Source organism: Oceanobacillus sp. B139/18 (assembly GCF_055524595.1).
The window spans coordinates 34,825-56,830 of record NZ_JBVFXI010000006.1 but is presented as its reverse complement, the minus strand read 5'-3'; the positions used below and the strand labels follow the sequence as shown (position 1 = coordinate 56,830).

The 22,006-nt window shown below is 38.2% G+C and carries 16 protein-coding genes and 1 pseudogene; 10 read left to right on the top strand and 7 right to left on the bottom strand.

Annotation, left to right across the window (positions count from 1 at the left end):
* The first annotated feature begins 259 nt into the window (after window positions 1-259).
* The 3 genes from ACZSMY_RS16900 (at window position 260) to ACZSMY_RS16890 (ending at window position 4,188) form a co-directional block, all read left to right on the top strand.
* A complete protein-coding gene (locus ACZSMY_RS16900; protein ID WP_193064633.1) occupies window positions 260-568 on the top strand; it encodes a PTS sugar transporter subunit IIA in 309 nt (102 codons plus the stop codon).
* Window positions 569-578: 10 nt separating this feature from the next.
* On the top strand, window positions 579-1,967 hold the full coding sequence (locus ACZSMY_RS16895; RefSeq protein WP_465148015.1) for a glycoside hydrolase family 1 protein: 1,389 nt from the start codon (window positions 579-581) through the stop codon (window positions 1,965-1,967).
* Window positions 1,968-2,265: 298 nt separating this feature from the next.
* Window positions 2,266-4,188, top strand: coding sequence for a BglG family transcription antiterminator (locus tag ACZSMY_RS16890; RefSeq protein WP_193064635.1), 1,923 nt, complete (start codon window positions 2,266-2,268; stop codon window positions 4,186-4,188).
* 171 nt (window positions 4,189-4,359) lie between these two features.
* Here the strand turns inward: ACZSMY_RS16890 and ACZSMY_RS16885 are convergent, their stop codons facing one another.
* Window positions 4,360-4,839, bottom strand: a complete 480-nt coding sequence (locus tag ACZSMY_RS16885; protein WP_193064636.1) for a GyrI-like domain-containing protein — start codon at window positions 4,837-4,839, stop codon at window positions 4,360-4,362.
* A gap of 111 nt (window positions 4,840-4,950) precedes the next feature.
* Here ACZSMY_RS16885 and ACZSMY_RS16880 point away from each other — a divergent pair, with 111 nt between their 5' ends.
* Window positions 4,951-5,907: a helix-turn-helix transcriptional regulator gene (locus ACZSMY_RS16880; RefSeq protein ID WP_465148014.1), complete on the top strand. Its 957-nt coding sequence runs from the start codon at window positions 4,951-4,953 to the stop codon at window positions 5,905-5,907.
* A gap of 172 nt (window positions 5,908-6,079) precedes the next feature.
* Here the strand turns inward: ACZSMY_RS16880 and ACZSMY_RS16875 are convergent, their stop codons facing one another.
* The 5 genes from ACZSMY_RS16875 to ACZSMY_RS16855 all read right to left on the bottom strand — a co-directional run bounded on the left by ACZSMY_RS16875 (window position 6,080) and on the right by ACZSMY_RS16855 (window position 10,256).
* Window positions 6,080-6,307 (bottom strand): hypothetical protein, encoded by a 228-nt coding sequence (locus ACZSMY_RS16875; RefSeq protein ID WP_193064638.1) that lies wholly within the window; start codon window positions 6,305-6,307, stop codon window positions 6,080-6,082.
* A 3-nt stretch (window positions 6,308-6,310) separates the two neighbouring features.
* Window positions 6,311-7,660, bottom strand: coding sequence for a TRAP transporter large permease subunit (locus ACZSMY_RS16870; RefSeq protein ID WP_465148013.1), 1,350 nt, complete (start codon window positions 7,658-7,660; stop codon window positions 6,311-6,313).
* A gap of 22 nt (window positions 7,661-7,682) precedes the next feature.
* Entirely contained in the window at window positions 7,683-8,546 is an 864-nt protein-coding gene (locus tag ACZSMY_RS16865; RefSeq protein ID WP_193064640.1) for a DUF1932 domain-containing protein, read from the bottom strand.
* A 16-nt stretch (window positions 8,547-8,562) separates the two neighbouring features.
* Entirely contained in the window at window positions 8,563-9,237 is a 675-nt protein-coding gene (locus ACZSMY_RS16860) for an RraA family protein (protein ID WP_193064641.1), read from the bottom strand.
* 167 nt (window positions 9,238-9,404) lie between these two features.
* The gene (locus tag ACZSMY_RS16855; RefSeq protein ID WP_256705074.1) at window positions 9,405-10,256 is read right to left on the bottom strand and encodes a MurR/RpiR family transcriptional regulator; all 852 of its coding nucleotides are present in this window, start codon (window positions 10,254-10,256) and stop codon (window positions 9,405-9,407) included.
* 550 nt (window positions 10,257-10,806) lie between these two features.
* Between ACZSMY_RS16855 and ACZSMY_RS16850 the strand changes: the two genes are divergently transcribed.
* The 4 genes and pseudogenes from ACZSMY_RS16850 (at window position 10,807) to ACZSMY_RS16835 (ending at window position 14,895) form a co-directional block, all read left to right on the top strand.
* Window positions 10,807-11,292 (top strand): DUF2243 domain-containing protein, encoded by a 486-nt coding sequence (locus ACZSMY_RS16850; RefSeq protein WP_193064643.1) that lies wholly within the window; start codon window positions 10,807-10,809, stop codon window positions 11,290-11,292.
* Complete coding sequence (locus tag ACZSMY_RS16845) at window positions 11,289-12,098, top strand: cytochrome c oxidase assembly protein (RefSeq protein ID WP_226895061.1); 810 nt, start codon at window positions 11,289-11,291, stop codon at window positions 12,096-12,098. The genes ACZSMY_RS16850 and ACZSMY_RS16845 overlap by 4 nt, the downstream gene beginning before the upstream one ends.
* 332 nt (window positions 12,099-12,430) lie before the next feature.
* Window positions 12,431-13,379: pseudogene (locus ACZSMY_RS16840) on the top strand (ribose-phosphate diphosphokinase).
* Window positions 13,380-13,500: 121 nt separating this feature from the next.
* The gene (locus ACZSMY_RS16835; RefSeq protein ID WP_465148012.1) at window positions 13,501-14,895 is read left to right on the top strand and encodes a serine hydrolase domain-containing protein; all 1,395 of its coding nucleotides are present in this window, start codon (window positions 13,501-13,503) and stop codon (window positions 14,893-14,895) included.
* Between the two features lie 57 nt (window positions 14,896-14,952).
* On the opposite strand, the gene ACZSMY_RS16830 is transcribed toward ACZSMY_RS16835, so the two are convergent.
* On the bottom strand, window positions 14,953-16,464 hold the full coding sequence (locus ACZSMY_RS16830) for a nitrate/nitrite transporter (RefSeq protein WP_042529794.1): 1,512 nt from the start codon (window positions 16,462-16,464) through the stop codon (window positions 14,953-14,955).
* A gap of 350 nt (window positions 16,465-16,814) precedes the next feature.
* Between ACZSMY_RS16830 and ACZSMY_RS16825 the strand changes: the two genes are divergently transcribed.
* Window positions 16,815-20,498: a nitrate reductase subunit alpha gene (locus tag ACZSMY_RS16825; protein ID WP_465148011.1), complete on the top strand. Its 3,684-nt coding sequence runs from the start codon at window positions 16,815-16,817 to the stop codon at window positions 20,496-20,498.
* On the top strand, window positions 20,488-21,960 hold the full coding sequence (gene narH, locus ACZSMY_RS16820; RefSeq protein WP_465148010.1) for a nitrate reductase subunit beta: 1,473 nt from the start codon (window positions 20,488-20,490) through the stop codon (window positions 21,958-21,960). Before ACZSMY_RS16825 ends, narH begins: the two co-directional genes overlap by 11 nt.
* Window positions 21,961-22,006: the final 46 nt, after the last annotated feature.

Genomic DNA, 22,006 nt, shown 5'->3' with positions numbered 1-22,006 from the left:
ATAAAGAGAATCACAAGCAGAAGTGATTATCGCTATAAGAATATAATTGCGACTGAACATCCAGCTGATTGTCAATTGAGCAATCTTCTTTATCATAGTGAAAGAGGGTGAAATTTACTAAATGCTGGATATGTACGTCGCTATATATAAAATGAATATAAATTATTAATCTAACAAGAAAATGGTCCTAGCGGTAAAAACGGGATCAATCCTATTTATAAAATATAGGATGTCAGCTATTGAAAAGAGGGGAAAGTGCATGAAAAATATTACAGAAATTGCATTTCAAATTATTTTATATGCAGGAAATGGTCGCTCTAGTGCAATGGAAGCCATTCAAGAAGCGAAAGAAGGAAACTTTGAAGAAGCAGAAAGTAAATTAATTGAAGCGGGTGAGGAACTAAATAAAGCACATGAATTTCAAACAAACCTGCTTCAAGGAGAAGCTAATGGAAAAAGTACTGAAATCAATATTATTTTAATCCATTCACAAGATCATTTAATGAATGCTATGACTGTTCGTGATTTAGCAACAGAGATCATTGAATTATATCATCATAATAATTAGGAGGTATATCATGACTGTACAATACAAGTTCCCGGAAGGATTTTGGTGGGGAAGTGCAGCATCAGCAACACAGACGGAAGGTGCTGCAAATAAAGATGGAAAAGGAAAAAACATCTGGGATTATTGGTATGAAACAGAACCCAATCGTTTTTATGAAGGGGTAGGACCAGAGACCACCTCAGACTTTTACCACCATTATAAAGAAGATATCCAATTAATGAAGGAAATTGGGCATAATACATTTCGTCTGTCTATTTCTTGGTCTCGTCTAATCCCAGGTGGACGTGGGGAAGTAAACCACGAAGCTGTGAAATTTTATAATAATGTCATTGATGAATTAATTGCTAATGGTATTGAACCTTTTGTGAATTTATACCACTTTGATATGCCATATGAGTTACAAGAAGAAGGAGGGTGGGAAAGCAGATCAGTTGTTGATGCATATACAATGTATGCCCGTGAAGCATTCCGGTTGTTCGGTGATCGTGTTTCTAAATGGTTTACATTCAATGAACCTATTGTACCAGTAGAAGGCGGTTATCTTTATGATTTCCATTATCCTAATATAGTAGATGGAAGGCGTGCAGTACAGGTTGCTTATCATACGATGATTGCTCATGCTCAAGCAGTTGAGGCTTTCCGTGCTTCAGGAATGAGAGATGGAAAAATAGGTATCATTTTAAATCTGACTCCATCTTACCCGCGAAGTCAACATCCTGCTGACATAAAAGCATCACGTATTGCAGACTTATTTTTTAACCGTAGTTTTTTAGATCCGGCTGTGTTGGGAGAATATCCTGAGGAATTAATTGAAATATTAAAGGAGTATGGTCAATTACCCATCACTGAAAATGGTGATAAGGAACTTGTCAAAGCTAACACTGTTGATATTCTAGGTGTTAACTATTATCAACCACGCCGTGTGAAAGCGAAAGAGCATTTACCAAATCCATATAGTCCTTTTATGCCAGACTGGTTCTTCGATAACTATGAAATGCCGGGTAGAAAAATGAACCCATACCGTGGATGGGAAATCTACGAAAAAGGAATTTATGATATTATGATTAACTTAAAGGAGAACTATGGAAACATTGAATCCTTTGTCTCTGAAAATGGAATGGGAGTTCAAGATGAAGCACGATTCTTGGAAAATGGAGAAATTCAGGATGATTATCGTATTGAATTTATTCAGGGACACTTAAAATGGCTGCATGAATCAATTCAAGAGGGATGTAATGCTAAGGGATATCATTTATGGACCTTTATGGATAACTGGTCGTGGATGAATGGTTATAAAAACCGTTATGGTTTCTTCTCCGTTGATTTAGAAACTAAAAAACGTACACCGAAGAAAAGTGCACATTGGATTAAAGAGGTTTCCGAAAATAATGGTTTTTAGTAAGAGAACTCTATTAAAAAACGACGCAGCGGTCCGCTTTCTTTAGATTGTTTGTAAGTGTCCACTTTGAAATGTTTTCTGTGGATTTAAATACGGAATCAGGAACGCTTTTTCTCAGATAATTGTTTGGCATTTATAATTGAGATTGTGAAAACTTTAAAGTTTGCTATGTGGTTCTAAAAAAAAATATAGGTAAAGGTTCTGGTTCTATGTTTGAGTCAGGACCTTTATTGTTAAAATAATTTATATAGAAGAAATAAATATATTTACACACCCGAAAGTAAGGTGAAGTAAAAAGATGTTAGAAAATAGGATGAAAATGATATTACGAGAATTAATGGCAGCAGAAGCTCCTGTAGCAGGGAGGTATCTTGCTGCCGTAAATCATGTCACAGTCAGAACAACAAGGGAAGATATGAAAGCCCTCTCTAGCTTGTTAAAAGAGCATGGTGGAACGATTGAATCGTTAAAAGGGAAGGGTTATCAGCTGAAGGTTATCGATGAACAATACTTTCGTAACTTTTTAAAAGAAATATCAAGTCATGATCAAACCGTTGGCGAGTATGTTCCGCGGACACCTGAGGAACGAATAAAATATATTATCATTCGTCTCTTACTTAATCAAGATTATATTAAGTTAGACGATCTAGCAGAAGAAATGTATATTAGCAGGTCTACCATTCAAAATGATTTAAAGCATGTGAGAGTAATACTGTCTGCATATGAAATTGACTTAGATGTACGTCCGAATTATGGTTTGAAGGTGAAAGGGGATGAAATGAAGATTCGTTTTTGTATGTCTGAATATATATTTGACCGAAAGGAAGAAATGGGTGAACAATTGGGAGATTTACATTTAACAAGCTTTGATCAAAAGTTGTTAAATGTATTTTTGCAAATAATTATGAATCAAATTAATTTTCATCAAATCACTCTTTCAGACATTGCATTGAATAATTTGCTAGTGCATATTGTTATTGCCTATAAACGAACTAAAAGTGGACATTATGTAAAACTATATAATATGGACGTACAGGATATTTTGAAACAGAAGGAATATAAAGTAGCTCAGGAGATTGTTAAGGAAATAGAGGAAAAGTTAGAGATTACATTTCCTCAAGCTGAGGTAGCTTATATTACACTTCATTTGCTCGGGACAAAAATGCTTTCTCAAGCAAATAACGCGGTAGAAGAAGTGATTGATGAGAATATTCTCTGTTATGTTTCTAGAGCGCTGGATAAAATAGATCAAGAATTTAATTTGGGAATAAAAGACGATAAAGAATTGATTTTTGGGTTAAGCCTTCATCTAAAACCAGCAGTAAATCGATATAAGTACGGTATGAATATCCGCAATCCGATGTTGGAAGAGATAAAAAAGAATTATCCGCTGGCATTTGAAGCAGCTATTTCAGCCGGGCTGACAATTAGCGAAGAAATGGGAGCAGAAATAGATGAGAATGAAGTCGGCTATATTGCACTTCATATAGGGGCGGCGATAGAAAGAAGAAAGCTGATGTCTGGACCAAAGCGTTGTTTAATTGTTTGTGCTTCGGGCTTTGGTACAGCTCAATTAATTTATTATAAATTGAAAAATCAATTTGGTAAAGAACTGGATGTTGTTGGCACGACGGAGTATTATAAATTACGTAATTATAATTTAAATAATATTGATTTTATTGTTAGTTCTATTCCGATTTCTGGTGAAATTTCGGTGCCGGTAATTCAGGTAAATGCTATTCTAGGGGAAAATGATTTAATTAAAATTGGACAATTTGTAGAGGAGAAAAGCCAATCTATAAATACCTATTTTAATGAAAATTTAATGTTTTTTCGAAAAGAGTATCAAACAATGGATGAAGTTTTAAGCTTTCTTAACAATGAATTGATTAAGAAGGGCCTCGTAGACGATACATTTATAGAAGCAGTTTATGAAAGAGAAGAGGTTGCCCCTACCTCATACGGCAATTTAGTAGCTATACCACATCCAATAACTCCGAAAACGGAGAAAACTTTTTTAACTATATGTACGTTAGAAAAACCGATTAAATGGAAAGATAAACCAGTACAATTTATTTGCCTTTTATGTGTCAAAAAATATTCTCAGGAAGACCTGCAGGGAATGTATGAAATGCTTGGAGAGATAATTGATAATAGTACGTTGGTTAAGAGATTGATAAAAGCCAGAAATTATAAAGAGTTTGTTGAAAATTTGAAGTAATGGGATGTATTAATGTATCTCATTATAAATTAACATTGATAAGATTAAAGAAAAAAGATTGTAGAGAGAAAATGTAAGAAGAATGCTTTTGTATAGGTAAGTAATAATTAATCAAACAACCCGTCTGTATACACAGGCAGGTTGTTTGGAATCTAAGCTGTCAGAACGCTATTACTTCCGCACTACAGGAATCCACATTTCACCAAATACCTTACCGTCACGCTGCCCCATCTCAACAGAGGTATTTGGTCCGCCGACATACGCAACATCCTGTGCTGCCGGCAGAGCCTCGCCAAAAGCCATACCAGTAAGTGTCTCATGCAGGACTTCAGCTGTTTCCGCTTCTCCTTTTACAACAACATATTCCCCTTGAGGAAATTGAATCACCCTTGTCGCATCAGGTAAAGTCTCTTTTGTCAGCACACCGACATAATGCATCATCTTGTTATTCACTGCTTCATTGACAATAAAAACATACTCATTTTCAGCAACGGTTTTTAACTTATCAAGCGTTCCATCCTCATTTACTTTATTCCAGAAATCCGCTTTTTCCTGATTGATGCCCATGTAATCTGTATAATCACTCTTTAGATCTGTTCCAAAGCCTAACACAACAAAGCTGTCTTTTTCTTCTAACGTATAATTTGCCATAGTTAAAACCATCCTTTTTTAGAAATTGTATCAAATGTGTTGTCTTTTCATTTGATAAGTTTATACTAACCTTAAATCATGTCAAAAAATGATACTGTTTAGGAGGATATCATGAGAAAAGTAGAGCGAATTAATACTATCATGCGCTATATCAATAATCGTTCACGTTTTACTATATCAGAAATCATGCATGAATTTACTATTTCTCGTTCGACTGCTATTCGAGATATCAAAGAAATTGAAGCGATGGGAATGCCGCTTGTTGCTGAAGTTGGAAGGGACGGAGGTTATTTTGTTATGAATAACTCTGTCTTGCCAACGGTCCGTTTTACGGATAATGAGATAAAAGCGCTTTTTCTTGCGTTTATGGCTACCAGAAATCAGCAGCTTCCCTATTTGAAAAGCCGCCAGTCCCTGGCTGAAAAACTACTTGGCCTTATCTCTGAAAATCAACAGGACGATCTGGTGCTTTTAAATCAAATACTCCTATTTGAAGGGACCAATCCGAATAATCCTGATCTTCTTGATTTGTCTGATCTGCCTCATCCAATGTTGGAGCAGCTTATCCAACACATCCTTATGGATAGCTATTTGTGGATTACTGTACAGGAAGGGGAGGAGTGTAAATCCTATCCGATTTATCTTCTGCATCTTTACCGGGAGAAAAGCTACTGGTTGATGGAAGGCTTTCATTTCGAGGAGGAAAAGACACAGATTATTCCTGTGGATCAGCTTACGGATATTCGCACCTATCCTGTTAAGCATAGGATGAGCAGGAAAAAGATTTTGGAAAAACAGCGCAGCCAGAAAGAAGGGATTAATCTCGTGCTTGAACTGGGGCCAAAGGCGATTGCTCAATTTAAAAAGTATCATCCGCTGACTGTTTCTATTTCTTATACTAATCCTTACCAGACTCGGGCGCGTTTAAACACGTTTGTTGATGTGAGGAATGAGGAGGAGGTTAGTGAGATGGTGAATTGGCTGCTTTTTTTGGGGGATGATGTTGAGGTTAGGGAAGCACCAAGAAAGGTTTTAGAGGAAGTGCGGAGGAGAACGATGATGTGGTAATGAAAGAAAAGATTAATACAGAATATAGCTAAGGTGCTTACTCATCATATTTTCTTTAAAACAGGGCAGGTTTTCCTTTCCTCATTAAATTCTCCGATTTTAAGGATAGCCTGCCTCATTTTTGGGATTCCAATTCATTTACACAAATGATTTCTCATCATCTTTGTCGAGATTAATCCGATTTCCCTTTATATTTTGGAAAGTAACCCAATATAAATGCAATACCTGAAAATACTGCAGCTAATATAATTGCGGTTCTTAGTAATAAATCGCTGACATTTATCATTAATTCTCCATTACCAATTATTAATCCAAACAATTGTGTTAAAACCATAATCAATGCAGTCAAAATGGATAGTATTAGACTTACTATAAAAGCTTTTTCTAGAAATTTTTGCAATTTTTATCCTCCCCAAATTGGTAAAATTCCCACTCCTATTAACCATCCTATTATTACAACAGGAACGGCATAATAAAGAATTAACATACCAAATGTTTTTTCAGGCTTCGCACCTACTATGCCAGATGCAATATAAATTGATCCCGAAGCTGGCGGCATTTGTGCTGATGTTGAAGCAAACGTAATCACTGCAACAGCAGCAATTAAAGGTGAGAATCCGCTTGCAACTAATATCTCATATGAAACTAAACCTACAGCTGTTAAAGTACCCGTTGATGTTAAAGGTCCTGCTATAATCGTAATTCCTATGCCCAATAGTAATAATGTTAACCATGCTGGAGAATTTAGGGCATCAATAAATTGTGCGATATTATCAGAGAGTCCGAGTTTCGTTAAAACCTCGCTTGCTGCTACAGCAAAGAAAATAAGTGCACCAATTACTGTAAATCGAGGTATGGATTTTTGTATAAATTCCATGAACTCTTGGCTGGAATTTGGTAACGCTTTCCTTCCTAATAAAAAAGCGATAGCAATCATCAGGGTTGGTATCCAAACAACAATATCAATACTATCGATTGCTTCTTCTCCTATAGAAGGGTTATTAATCAAGCTATCTGATAAAGGCCCAATAGTAAGCATTAATGGAATAATTGCACCTAAATAGATAAATATGGATGACCATCCCTTTTTTAACGAAACACTCAATGGTTCAAGCGATTCAGAAGGGAAAGCTTTTATATTTTGTTTTTTAACAAAGAATGTTATCATAACTGCCCTATGAATAAACTGATAAGCCCCAGCTATAAAGAGAGCAATATAATATTCACCAACAGAAACAGCTGCTGCAACTGGGGCAAATCCTAAAACAATAAACATCGATGTAGTAGGAGGCAGGACAGAAGCCATTCCTCCGTTACCAACCATGACGGTTGCTGCTATTTCTTTGTTCCATTTATTTTTAATCATCCATGGTCCTGTAATTGACCCAGTTGCAGCGGTATTCCCTGAATCTCCACCAGACAGGGTTCCTAGAGCGGAGGAACCGATAGCATCCATAAAGGCAGGTGCCCCCGGCAGTCTCCCTACAAGTGAATTTAATATCCCAAGTAATTTATCTACAATTCCTAATTTATCTATTACATAGGCCATAAATACAAATGCAATGGCAGCATATAATACTGAAAAAGTCGAAGCAAACGTAATTCCCTGTACAAATAAGTTAACAGCGTCCTTACCGCCTAATAGTAGTATTGCCAAAAACCCTATTAAAGCAGCTTCCCCTAAATTTCTCTTTAATTTAACACTCCATAATATAAGTATTACAACAAATATCACTAATGCTAATATCCCCATTTTAAACCTCCTTCGATTAAGGTTAACTATTTAATGCATGGATAACTTTCTTCCAATCCAATTTTTCTTCAGACTTTAATTTTTCATCTAATTTTGCTCGTGTAATATATTCAAGTTTAGATTTCGTACCATTTGTCATATAAGGCTCTACGCCATTCCTTTTCATAAATTCTATTACATTCTCCATTTCTTTTTCTCTTCGTTTAGAATGCGGTACATTGCTTTTTATATATCTCTCTACAATTTCTTCAAACGGATCTCTGTCCATTGTTGAAGTAATTGAATCAAGTATTTCGTCTTCCAGTTCCAGTTTTTCAGCTGTCTCCATTACTTCATACAATAATGTGGAAAGGCCTTTGGTAAAAATACTGCGGATAAATTTAAAGTTTGTTGCATCTCCGACTTTTTCGCTAATGCAGGTTAAATTCATATCGAATTTTTGCCCCCAATTAACAAATTCGTTCCCATTAGTTCCGCTAACTAACATAGGTACTTTATGTCCGTATACCTTTAAAGCGCCCATAATAGCTGCATCAATTAAATTTAATCCTTTTTTATCCAGCTTTTCAGCTATCGTCTTTTTTTCTTCGGCACTCGCTGTTGTCAAATCAACATATAAAGTGGATGTGTCTAAAGAATCTATTATAGAATTCCAGACTTCTACTGCATTGTTAGCTGGAACTGCCACAAATAAAATATCAATAGATTTTCTGACTAACTCTTTAGGCGTATTAATAAAGCTTAACGTTGTAACTTCTGAAATATCCTTTGATTCTGATCCATGAAATAAAGGGTCAAAAGCATAAATAGTATCCACGTTATATTCACTGATACTTTTCGTGATTTCACGACCGACTTCACCGTATCCAATAAATCCTATATTCAAATCCAACACTCCATCTCTATTGACTATTATTTTTTATTGCGTCTCTTAACCAAGCGGGCTCTAGCGCAGAAGTATCATTATGTTGTTCGTTTAAATTAAATTCCATAATCTTTTGTAATCGTTTGTTTTCATACGCCAGCTTTTTTTCAGCTGATATTATAGATTCTTCTATTTTTTCGTGAGGAATAATGACAACGCCATCTTCATCACCTATTACAAAATCACCTGAGTGAACTTGGATGCCCCCGCAGCTGATTGTGTCATCGAAGGTTCCAGGTCCATTTTTACGCGGACCAGTCGGCACAAATCCTTTAGAATATATTTGTATATCCATATCCGATAAATCTTGTTTATCTCTAACTAGTCCATCAACAATTATTCCTTTTATTCCCATTTTTTCAGCTGCTGCAGCCATTAAATTACCTAGGCATGCTGCATAAGTAGAACCCTTACAATCCACGACCAGTATATCGCCGGGATTAGACTCATAAATCGCATAGTGTAAATATAAATTATCTCCTGGATAAACGGACACGGTTCTTACTTGACCAACCAGCGGTTCTTTATAATTTACAGGCTTGATATGATAATCCATTACATTCTCATAATTCATACTGTCAGCAAGTAATGTAGAACTTAATTCTCTCAATTTAGTGAGTATCGTTTCTTTCTCATTATACTGTTTAGACATAATCAAAACCCCTTAGTAAAATTTATTACATTTTAAATTAAAATAGTAATATTTATTACAATATAGCATGTCTGATTATTTGTGTAAACCTTTTCAATAAATTAAAAATAAAAAAAGCTTTTCACACCATATAAAAAATAGTGTGAAAAGCTTTAGGTTATGAATTGTTAATCCTTAGCATGGTAATGGATACTTTTAAGAATTTCATCGACTTTATCTAAGCGATCTGAATCTCTATTAGATGCTTGAATAGCTAATGCGTTTATGATGTAGTCTACAGCTACAGCTGCTGCAATCGGTGAATTATGAAATGCTAAACTATTTGCATCACATGTTATGACCACATCAGCATAGTCAACAATTGGAGAAGAATAATTATCTGTAATTGTAACTATTTTAACACCTCTTGCTTTAGCCGTTTTTATAAAATCATTAATCCGTTTTGCGTATCTCGGAAAACTTATGGCAATAAGTAAATCATCTTCGTCCATAGAAACTACTTCATCTACCCAATCTGACGTATCCGCTACCATAAGCCTGCAATTTCCTTTAATTCGATTTACGTTCTGAGTTAAAAACTGGCCGACAGGAAGCCCGCTGCGCACGCAGGTACAATAGACATGTCTGGCTTGCGTTATCAATTGAACAATATCATCCAATAAGGCCTTATCAACGTGGCTGCTAAGCGTTCTTAACTGATTAATATAATAATCAATTGTTTGTGCCCAGAGTTCTCCTTCTTCTACATTTTTTAGATTAGATTCTAATCGGGCGTGAGGAGATGCCTTATCTCTTAAATTATCTTGCAAATCATGTTGAAATTCTGAATATCCCACATATCCCAATTTACTCGTGAATCTCATTATTGTAGTTGTACTCGTTCCGACCTTTTTTGCTAATTGATTGATTGTATCAAAAGAAACTTCTGATGAATTTTTAATTATGTAGTCAGCAACTTTTCTTTCCGAATTCGTGAGATTTACAATGTTCTTCTTTAATTTATTTATCACGTTTTCCATCATATCACCATCAATATTTGTAGTTATTCACATGTATTACTAAATCAGGTATTCATGAATATTACGCTACTTTCTTAATTATCCGTGACCCCGCGTCAAGCTAGTATATATTAGCATACCAATTTTACGATAAAACAACAAGATGACACAGATGAAAAGAGCTTAGAAAAAATTTTATAAACACACATTGGAATAAAAGGGGGATATAAAAATCGGTAAATCTGATGAATAGTATTATCAAAATGGTTGTTAAATCCGTCTAGGCTTTCTTTTCTTGAGATCCCAGCTGTCTCTACAGAAAAACAAAACATTATAAACGTACATCAAATAAAGAATTACCCCCCCATCCAATTATAAAAATCTGTTTATCAAAAAAAAGAAATGGGAATGACTATTTAAAAGAAAGAAGGGCTTCAGGAAAGCCTGTACGTTATATTTCTTTTTTAATAAGGAATTTTATAGGAAGAGTGAAAATTTATTTGAAAATGTTGTCATAAATCTGTGGATTCACATTGTTTCAGCTTTTTATCCAATAGAGGAGGTTTCTATAATGAAAAAAGAACTGACGCAAGAACAGTTCAGCTATTCAGGCAGAAACGTTTTATCTGGTTTTTTATTTGGGCTTGGGATGGTTGCTTTTATTGACGAAGCTATTTTTCACCAATTGCTTCACTGGCATCATTTTTATGATCGTTCGACTACAGAAATTGGTCTTATTTCCGATGGGCTGTTTCACGCATTTAGCTGGTTTGCAACTGTCGGCGCGCTTTTTATGCTGGCTGATTTAAGGCGGCGGGGAGCTTGGTGGAAAAAGCGGTGGCTAGGCGGTATGACGCTGGGGGCTGGTGTGTTTAATTTGTATGATGGTATCGTTCAGCATAAACTGATGCAGCTGCACCAGATTCGTTATGGCGTTAACCTGCTTCCCTATGATTTAACATGGAATATTCTTGCTGGAATAATGGTAATCGCCGGAGGAATTGTCGTTTACCAAACGCAAAAACAGCTAAAGCTGCACAAGGGTGAGCCGGGATGATGGGGCATCAGCATGAAAATATGGCGCATACTGCTCACTCGATTGATGCTGTTACACAAATATTTTTAAGCCTCCCTTTTATCATTGGCCTATTGCTTTACATTACTGCAGTTATTTTTTCAAAAAGACAGAATAAGGCATGGCCTATATACCGCACAGTTTTATGGACAGCAGGAAGTGTTTTGTGCATTATCACCGTTGTAAATCCGTTAGCTTCTATCGCGCATCAGAATTTTACCATGCATATGTTTGGCCACTTGCTTTTAGGCATGCTCGGCCCGTTATTCATGGTACTGGCTGCACCAATGACACTGCTTCTGCGAACACTGCCGACACGTTATGCTAAAAAAGTAACAGCTGTTCTAAGAAGTCCGTTTTTTCATTTTCTTTCCAATCCAATTGTTCCTGCAGTATTAAATATAGGCGGACTTTGGCTGCTTTATACGACGGGTTTGTACAGCATGATGGAGACACTCATGTGGGTCCATGTGCTTGTCCACCTGCATGTTTTTCTAGCTGGATACTTTTTTGCGGCTACGCTGTTATATATTGACCCGATTCCATATCGATACAGTTATATCCATCGTTCCTTGGTATTGATACTTGCTTTAGCAGGACATAAGATTCTTTCCAAAGTCATTTATGCTTATCCTCCTGAAGGAGTTTCCAGAGCGGAGGCTGAAGCCGGGGGCATGTTAATGTATTATGGCGGGGACGCTGTTGATATCGTAATTATTATTATTTTGTGCTATCAATGGTATCAGTCAAAAAGAACAAGAGAAGTTCGTTATCCTGTGACGGGGTAAATAATGAACGGAAATGACAGGGTCTATGCTCTCTATTCCTATATATTGAATATAATCGGAAAATTATCTGGTTTATTCAATATATAGTTTTTTTGTTTGAAAGGTTTTGAAATGGAGTATTGTTATTCTCTCCTGCTAAACTTTTTCACTATCCAAACCTATAAATAAATCAAAATTTAAAGATAATCAAGAAGAATCGTGTCAGAAATCCTTGATAGAGCGAGCAAAAGGATTTAATATAAATATAACTTATTATAATCGTACACGTAAGCTGGTTGAAAAGAAGCAATTATCCCAGTGGACGGAGATGGATTATTCAGGAGGCTGAAAAAATGAAATGTAGTCCCAAATTAAGGTTATTTTCATTGAACTCCCATTATACCTTAGCAAAAGAGATCGCTGATATTTTAAATGTTCCTCTTGGGAAAAGCTCTGTGAAACACTTTAGTGATGGTGAAATCCAAATCAATATTGAAGAAAGTGTCAGAGGATGTGAAGTATATCTGATTCAATCTACTTCTGAACCGGCAAATGAGCATATCATGGAACTATTGATTATGATTGATGCGATGAAAAGAGCTTCAGCTGAATCCATCAATGTGATCATTCCGTATTACGGTTATGCACGACAGGATCGGAAGGCACGGGCCAGAGAGCCGATTACTGCCAAATTGATTGCTGATTTAATCGAAACAGCAGGGGCCTCCAGAATAATCACATTAGATCTGCACGCGCGGCAAATTCAAGGTTTTTTCGATTTGCCGGTAGACCAGCTTATGGGAGTACCTGTATTAGCGGAGTATTTTAAAAAGAAATTACCGACGGAAGAGGTTATTGTTGTTGCGCCGGATAATGGGGGCGTAGGTCGCGCCAGGAAGATGGCAACGATATTAGACGCGCCTATTGCGCTCATAGATAAACGGCGTCCCAAACCGAATGTATCACAGGTAATGAATGTGATTGGCGATGTGGCAGGGAAAAAGGTCATCCTTATCGATGATTTGATTGATACTGCCGGAACGCTTATATCGGCTGCTGATGCGCTGGTTGATAGAGGAGCGGAAGAAATATATGCTTGCTGTACACATCCTGTTTTATCCGGGCCGGCAGTGGAGCGGATTAAATCCTCCATTATCAAGGAATTAGTGATTACCAATTCGATTTATCTGCCAGAGGAGAAACAAATTAATAAAATCACATCCTTGACCATTGCGCCGTTATTAGCTGATGCCGTGCTGAGAGTTCATAAACAATGCTTCTGTCAGTGTCCTGTTTGAATAAGTTTTTAGCATTTAGAAATACCTGTATTAATGACAAAAGGATTCAGTTTAGATACAACACCCCAAATGTGAGAGCAAGCAACTGACGTTTGGGGTGTTTTATATAGAGGGAGGTTCAAATCATGTTATCCAAATCTACACAAGAAAAATTGAATAATGAAATCAATCAAACCTGTGAAGAGCTAAAAATCCCCGGCATGGCACTAACTATTTACCAACACGGCAACAGCATTTATGAAAAATATTATGGATACAGAAACATGAAAGAAAGGCTTCCTATTACAAAGGATACAATATTCGGCCTGGCTTCCATCACCAAATCCCTGACATGTCTGATGGTTATGAAGCTGGAGGAAGAAGGCCGGCTGCATAGCAGTGATAGAGTAACCGAATGGCTTCCCAATTTGAAATTGCCAAGAGAGGATTACTTGAAACAGCTGGAGATTAGGCATCTTATGTCCCATACCAGCGGTTTACCGGGATTGCCCTCTATTCATCACGCCCGCATGAAAAGCATTAGGAAGGATCCGGATGGCGATTTTTTATTTGGAAAATGGCAGGGGGAGGATAACTCTGCCATTCAAACTGCGAATGAATTGATTGAACAAATAAGCAGGATGGACTTTGCATTGTCAGGTCCTCCAGGAACGGTGTTCAATTACTCTAATGAAGGATATGGGATGCTGCAAAAAATTATTGAATTGGCGAGCGGAATGACGTTTATCGATTATGTGGAGAGAAAATTATTTTCCCCGCTGCGGCTAAAGAACTCCTTTTTTCTGACTGAATCCATTATTAACAAAGAAAATGTAACGGAATTATATGCCTATCAAGAAAAGCAGTCAGGTATTTTTCATTCGCCAGCCTGGTGGGATGTAGGAGCTATTTACACGAACGGGTCCTGGAAGGCTTCGGCTGACGATGTAATGAAGTATGCAGAGCTGCTTCGGTTAAATGGCAGGATACAGGGGCAAAGTCTTATTTCAGAAGATAAACTTGAAAAAATGACTTCCTCCGCTTTTTCGTTACCTAATGGCGGTGATTACGGCTTCGGGATAGAAATAAATCCGATTGGGGAATACATCCGGTTTGGTCATGGCGGCAGTATAAAGGGAGTTTCCTCTAATTTTCAAATCATTAAGGAAAAAGGAATATCTGCTTCCATTTTAATCAATATGGCCGATGTCCCGGCTGAAAAGATATTGGTTTCTGCACTACATATTCTTTTAGGGATATCAGCGGAGAATCCTTTCAAGAAAGATGATGTGTTATCTGGAAAAACATTGAATTTAAACCTGTTTTCCGGCATGTATCAATCAGGAGAAGGGAATAAAGCTTCCATATCGATACAGGATGATTTGCTTTATTTGAATCGGAATGAACAAATAACATGCTTTTCCCCGATATCTGAAAATGATTTTATCGCGGAAACGGGAGAGCGGATTTATTTTGCAAAGAATGGAGATTGTGTACATTCGGTTCTTGTTGGAAAGAGGGTATTGGAAAAAGTGGAATGAGAATAGAGGAAAAAATCCCTTGGTTGTCATGAATGGACCGGAAACCAAGGGATTTTTTCAGCTTATAGAAGATTGCTTCATATTAGAAATATCATTAAACACGCCGACATACTGTATTATTTCACCAACATTATTTTTAACTGGACTGATGGTAAGCAGCTCTTTATACACTTCTCCATTTTTTCGCTGATTTTGGATTTCTCCTTGCCAGAAGCCTTTGTTATTAATGGATTCCCACATGTCTTTATAAAATGCTTTATCATGCTTCCCAGAACTAATCACCTTAGGAGTTTTGCCAACGACTTCTTCTTGGTGGTAGCCAGTAATTCTTGTGAAAGCAGGATTGACATGCTGAATGACTTTATTTTTATTCGTTATCATCATGCCCTCTGCAACGCCTTCAATGATTTTTCCTTCGATACTTACCCGGTCTTGATAATACATAAATATAACGATGATAAAGCTGACGATAGCAAACTCAGACATTAACATAAATGCAATCGCATGATGTCCAGTGAGGTTAGCTACACCTGTTAATAGTAATGGTGGAAAGAATCCGCCTAATCCGCCCATCGCAGAAACGATCCCATTGACGATACCAGCTTGTTTTGAAAAATATAAGGGAACTAATTTAAAGACTGTCCCATTTCCAATCCCTACGGTTACCGCAACGGCCAATGCACCAACGGTATACCACTCGATACCTGGTGAAAAGGATAATAAGATGCCTGAGAAAGCTACCCCAATGAATACAAACATTAAGATGATAAATGCATTGAATTTATCAGCCAATAAACCTCCAATTGGTCTTAATGCTGTAGCAATCACAATAAAGATAGCAGTTCGAATGCCGGCATCTACCGGTTCTAAACTGAAGTTATCTACTAAAAAGCTTGGCAGGAACATGGTAAAAGCAACAAAAGCACCAAATGTGATGAAATAAAATAGGCTTAGGAACCATAGGGTTGTGTTTTTATACACACCTTTGATTTGTTCCGCCATTGATTTCTTCACTTTTTCTTCTGAACGATCCCCAAAGATAAAAACAAGTGCGGCAAAAACAAGTAAGATAATCAGGAAGCTTCGGATGGTACCTTGCCATCCAATTGCCCCAGCGAGTACAGGTGCGCCAAAGGATGTAATTGCTGTACCAACGTTACCAATCCCATATACGCCATTGATAAAACCGTGTTTTTCCTTTGGGTAATATTTTGGAAGGGATGTCACTCCGATGGAGAAAACCGCTCCGCCTATCCCCAATAGTAAGCCGCCAATGACTAAATCTGTGAAAGAGTCGGCAATGCTTAAGAAGAAAACAGGGAATAGTAAAATCAAAAAGCTAATGAGAAAAATAATTCGTGCCCCAAAGCGATCGGCATAAAAACCAATTGGAATACGCAGTAAAGATCCTAAAATAACAGGGATGGCCGTAATAATAGATGCTTGACCGGATGTTAATGAAATATCCATTGTAATGTATGGCATGAGCGATGAAATCAGTACCCACACCATAAATCCGATAAATAGATTTGAAGTCTGTAAGATTAATTGTAATCCGGGTTTTTTCATTTTTATTCTCCTTCCATGATGAGGTAATTCTTTCATTTGTTTTTTTCGATGCTTCTATTTCTATTCATTTGATTACGTTGAAAATTTTAATCTTTCTTTCACAAATACGTAGTGAAATAAATCACATGATTTGTGTCATTTTTTTGAAGACAGAAAGAAGATTTTTTTGCTGGAACTTCTTTTTGGCAGTAATAGCAGTCTTTTTCAAACACTCAACAACAAGCAATATGCTATCCGTTTGAATCCATTTTAATTTCTGTCCTACGTGTGATGTTTTTCACAACGAGCCGAAATAAGAAATGATTTAATAGGTCATAGATTGATTAGCAATTCTATTAGGAGGGATTTAGATGGCGAAGAAACCATCTCCGCTTTGGCAAAGATTGAATTACTTAAAGCCGAAAGAGAAATATTCCAATAACCATAGTCAACTGCAAGAAGGAAACCGTGATTGGGAAAATGTTTATAGAAGAAGATGGCAGCATGACACCGTTATTCGTTCTACCCATGGGGTTAACTGCACGGGATCATGCAGCTGGAACATCTATGTAAAAGACGGCATCGTGACATGGGAAGGGCAAGCGTTGGATTATCCGACAACTGGCCCGGATATGCCAGAATTTGAACCTCGCGGCTGCCCTAGAGGAGCCAGTTTTTCGTGGTACATTTATAGCCCTTTACGTGTGAAATATCCTTATGTAAGAAAAAAATTACTTACGCTATGGAGAGAAGCATTGCAAACCCATGAAAATCCATTAGAAGCTTGGAAAAGCATTGTAGAGGATAAGGAAAAGGCAGCATCCTATAAACAAGCAAGAGGAAAAGGCGGCCTCGCCCGTGCTGATTGGGGAGAGGTAAACAAACTGGTTGCAGCTTCCTGCTTATATACTGCCATCAAATATGGTCCGGATCGAAATGTTGGATTTTCTCCGATTCCTGCCATGTCCATGATCAGTTATGCATCAGGCAGCCGCTTCATGCACCTTCTCGGCGGTCAAATGCTGAGTTTCTATGATTGGTATGCAGACTTACCGCCGGCATCCCCGCAGATTTGGGGAGATCAGACAGATGTGCCGGAAAGCTCTGACTGGTTTAATTCAAGCTATATTATTACCTGGGGTTCGAATGTTCCGTTAACTCGTACACCTGATGCACACTTTTTAGTGGAAGCAAGGTATAAAGGTACCAAGGTCATCTCGGTAAGTCCGGATTATGCAGAATCCACCAAATTCTCGGATGACTGGCTGTCGGTAAAACAAGGCACGGATGGCGCAGTTGCGATGGCAATGGGGCATGTTATTTTAAATGAATTTTATGATAAAAATAAAACGCCTTATTTTGAAGACTACGCGAAGCAATATACGGATTTTCCATTTTCCGTACGTTTGAAAAAGGAAAATGGAAGGTTTACAGCAGATCGCTTTTTACATGCAAAAGACCTTGGAATAGAATCAGAGAACAATGAATGGAAACCAGCGTTGTACAACGATCTTACCGGGGATTTTTCCATCCCGCATGGCACGATGGGATCTCGTTGGGACGAAAAAGGCAACTGGAATTTAAAACTATTTGATGAAAGAACCAACGAAAAAATTGAGCCGGTTTTAAGTTTTCTTGGCAGGGAAGATGAAGTTGTTTCTGTAGATATGCCGTACTTTGATGCAGAGACAAAGAAAGTACTTCCTCGTACCGTACCTGTAAAGCAAATCGAGATAGACGGTGAGACAGAATATATCGCAACGGTGTATGATTTAATGCTTGCCAACTACGGAATCGACCGCGGATTGGGAGGGGAGGCGGCTGCGTCCTACGATGAGATTGCGCCGTTTTCACCTGCATGGCAGGAACAGATTACCGGAGTGGACCGCAATTTAGTAATTAAAATTGCTCGTGAATTTGCTCAAAATGCCATTGATACAAATGGACGTTCCATGATTATCATGGGAGCCGGAATCAACCATTGGTACCATTCCGATACGATTTACAGAGCTGTTGTCAACCTTGTTCTGATGGTTGGAGCACAAGGAGTCAATGGCGGCGGCTGGGCACATTATGTCGGCCAGGAAAAATTACGTCCTGTAGAAGGCTGGACAACGGTCCAATCAGCAAAAGACTGGGGCGGACCAGCAAGATTGCAAAATGGTACTTCTTTCTTCTATTTTGCAACGGACCAATGGCGTTATGAAGAAACATCGATTAACGAGCTGGCAAGTCCAACGGTTGATAAGTCAAGATATGATCATCTGGCAGATTATAATGTATTGGCAGCACGTTTAGGCTGGCTGCCGTCGTACCCAACCTTTAATAAAAATGGGATTGATTTATACAACGAAGCATACGCAGCAGGAAATGAAACATCGGAACAAATTGGAAATTATGTCGCTAAGCAATTAAAGGATAAAAACTTGGAATTTGCGATTGAAGACCCGGATAATCCCGTAAACTTTCCGAGAAACTTATTTGTCTGGAGAGCGAACTTGATTTCCAGTTCTGGAAAAGGCCATGAATATTTCTTGAAGCATTTACTGGGTGCTTCCCATGGTGTACTCAATACGGATGAAGACAGTCTTCGCCCCGAGGAAATAAAATGGCGCGAAGAAGCTCCAGAAGGTAAAGTAGACCTTCTTATCAATTTGGATTTCCGTATGGCAGGAACCGCTTTGTATTCCGATGTTATTTTACCGGCATCTACCTGGTATGAAAAATATGATTTATCCAGTACGGATATGCACCCATTTGTGCATCCGTTCAATGCGGCTATTTCTTCTCCATGGGAAGCAAAATCAGACTGGGATATTTTTAAATCATTGGCAAAAGGCGTTTCCAATTTAGCGGAAGAAATCGATATGGATACGATGAAGGAAGTGGTTGCTACCCCGTTAAATCATGATACAAAAGCTGAAATGGCTCAGCCTTATGGAGAAATAAAGGATTGGTCCAAAGGGGAATGCGATCCAATTCCCGGAAAGACGATGCCGCAAATCCATGTGGTCGAACGGGATTATAAAAACCTTTATCATAAAATGACATCGCTCGGACCAAATATTGTTAATAAGCCTTATGGAGAAAAAGGAATTAACTGGTCCATGAAAGAGGAATATAATCTGGCGAAAAATACCTTTGGAACAATTGATAATGGATCCATTGCTGATGGTCATCCAGATATTACCGACGCGAAGGATGCTTGTGAAGCCATTTTAATGCTTTCTTCTACCACCAATGGAAAGGTCGCTGTAAAAGCATGGGAAGCATTAGAAGAGAAAACTAATCTCGAATTAAAGGATTTGGCGGAAGAGCGGGAAGAGGAGTTATTTACGTTTGAACAAATTAATGCTCAGCCGAAGACGGTTATTACTTCTCCTGCATTCAGCGGCTCGGAAAAGGGTGGAAGAAGATATTCTCCTTTTACGACGAATATTGAACGAATGATTCCATTTAGAACCATTACCGGTCGTCAATCTTACTTTGTTGATCACGAAACAATGAAGGAATTTGGAGAATCCTTTGCGATATTTAAACCAATTTTGAATCAAAAACCTTTCAGCTCAAAACGGCCGGAAGTAGAAGGAAAGGAAATTACGTTAAATTATTTAACGCCGCATAATAAATGGTCTATTCATAGTATGTACTTTGATGCTCAGCCGATGCTGACGCTGTTCCGTGGAGGGCCGACGATCTGGCTGAATAACGAGGATGCAGCAGAGGTTGATGTGGAGGACAATGATTGGATCGAATGCTTCAACCGTAATGGTGTTGTCGTTGGAAGAGCAGTTGTTTCTCACCGGATTCCGAGAACCATGGCATTTATGCACCATGCGCAAGATCGTCATATCCATACGCCGGGGACAAACTTAACAAAGAATCGCGGCGGTACGCACAATAGTCCAACGAGAATCCATGTAAAACCAACGCATATGATTGGCGGATATGGTCAATTAAGCTACGGATTCAATTATTATGGTCCAACAGGAAACCAGCGTGACTTAAATGTGGTTATACGAAAAATGAAGGAGGTGGATTGGCTTGAGGATTAAAGCGCAAGTCGGGATGGTCATGAACTTGGATAAATGTATTGGATGCCATACATGCAGTGTGACATGTAAAAATACATGGACGAATCGCCCAGGTGCTGAATATATGTACTTCAATAATGTAGAGACCAAACCAGGTATTGGTTATCCAAAACAATGGGAAGATCAGGAGAAATATAAAGGCGGCTGGGAGCTGCATAAGGGTGAATTACGTTTAAAATCAGGCTCCAAAACAAACCGATTAATGAACCTGTTTTATAACCCTCACCAACCAGAGCTGGATGATTATTATGAACCTTGGAACTATGATTATGAAACGTTGACCAACAGTCCGGAAAAAAATCATCAGCCGGTTGCCCGGGCAAAATCAGCAATCACTGGAGAATTTATGGATTTGGAATGGGGACCAAACTGGGAGGATGACCTGGCTGGAGGTCATATTACCGGACTCCGTGACCCAAACGTGGTGCAGATGGAAGAGTCCATTAAAACGGAATTTGAAGAAGTATTTATGATGTATCTCCCGCGTATTTGCGAACATTGCATTAATGCACCATGTGTATCTTCTTGTCCATCAGGTGCGATGTACAAACGAGATGAGGATGGCATCGTGCTTGTTGATCAAAATGCATGCCGTGCTTGGAGACACTGTACGACTTCCTGTCCGTATAAAAAAGTGTATTTTAACTGGCAGACCAATAAAGCAGAAAAATGCACGATGTGTTATCCAAGAATTGAAAATGGCCAGCCGACGATTTGTTCAGAGACTTGTGTCGGACGGATCCGTTATATCGGAATCATGCTGTATGACGTGGACCGAGTACTGGAAGCAGCTTTTGTGGAAGACGAAAAGGATTTATACCATGCACAACTGGATATTTTCCAGGATCCAAATGATCCTGAAGTAATTGAGCAAGCAAAAAAAGATGGTATTCCAATGGATTGGATTGAAGCAGCACAGAAATCACCGCTGTACAAAATGATTATTGATTGGAAAATTGCCTTACCATTGCATCCAGAATATAGAACCATGCCGATGGTTTGGTATGTACCGCCGCTTAGCCCGGTCATGAACATGATTGAAGGCAAAGGGAGTACCGCAGATACAGCGGACATTTTCCCGGCAATTGATGACATGCGTATTCCCATCGAATACCTTGCTAATTTGTTAACCGCTGGAGATACCGGTCATATTCGTAAGGTGCTTAAGAAAATGGCAGTAATGCGCAGCTATATGCGGGCTGAGCAAACTGGAAAGGACTTTGACAGTGATTTGATTACCGAACTTGGCTTAACAGAAAAAGCAATTAAAGAAATGTATCGTTTATTAGCGATTGCGAAATATGATGATCGATTTGTTATTCCTAGAAGCCATAGAGAAGAAGTTGCCGACCTTTATGAAGAACAGGGAGCATGCGGTTTGGACTTCGCAGGCGGACCAGGAAGCTGTGGTGTATTGCAATAAGAATATAGGATTGGTAAACAAGGCTTTGCCAATCCTGGTTTCAAAT

What these genes read in the sequence shown, in the direction of transcription:
- ACZSMY_RS16900 (WP_193064633.1), top strand. Translation starts at nt 260, where the DNA reads ATGAAAAATATTACAGAAATTGCATTTCAAATTATTTTATATGCAGGA.
- ACZSMY_RS16895 (WP_465148015.1), top strand. Translation starts at nt 579, where the DNA reads ATGACTGTACAATACAAGTTCCCGGAAGGATTTTGGTGGGGAAGTGCA.
- ACZSMY_RS16890 (WP_193064635.1), top strand. Translation starts at nt 2,266, where the DNA reads ATGTTAGAAAATAGGATGAAAATGATATTACGAGAATTAATGGCAGCA.
- ACZSMY_RS16885 (WP_193064636.1), bottom strand. Translation starts at nt 4,839, where the DNA reads ATGGCAAATTATACGTTAGAAGAAAAAGACAGCTTTGTTGTGTTAGGC.
- ACZSMY_RS16880 (WP_465148014.1), top strand. Translation starts at nt 4,951, where the DNA reads ATGAGAAAAGTAGAGCGAATTAATACTATCATGCGCTATATCAATAAT.
- ACZSMY_RS16870 (WP_465148013.1), bottom strand. Translation starts at nt 7,660, where the DNA reads ATGGGGATATTAGCATTAGTGATATTTGTTGTAATACTTATATTATGG.
- ACZSMY_RS16860 (WP_193064641.1), bottom strand. Translation starts at nt 9,237, where the DNA reads ATGTCTAAACAGTATAATGAGAAAGAAACGATACTCACTAAATTGAGA.
- ACZSMY_RS16855 (WP_256705074.1), bottom strand. Translation starts at nt 10,256, where the DNA reads ATGGAAAACGTGATAAATAAATTAAAGAAGAACATTGTAAATCTCACG.
- ACZSMY_RS16850 (WP_193064643.1), top strand. Translation starts at nt 10,807, where the DNA reads ATGAAAAAAGAACTGACGCAAGAACAGTTCAGCTATTCAGGCAGAAAC.
- ACZSMY_RS16845 (WP_226895061.1), top strand. Translation starts at nt 11,289, where the DNA reads ATGATGGGGCATCAGCATGAAAATATGGCGCATACTGCTCACTCGATT.
- ACZSMY_RS16835 (WP_465148012.1), top strand. Translation starts at nt 13,501, where the DNA reads ATGTTATCCAAATCTACACAAGAAAAATTGAATAATGAAATCAATCAA.
- ACZSMY_RS16830 (WP_042529794.1), bottom strand. Translation starts at nt 16,464, where the DNA reads ATGAAAAAACCCGGATTACAATTAATCTTACAGACTTCAAATCTATTT.
- ACZSMY_RS16825 (WP_465148011.1), top strand. Translation starts at nt 16,815, where the DNA reads ATGGCGAAGAAACCATCTCCGCTTTGGCAAAGATTGAATTACTTAAAG.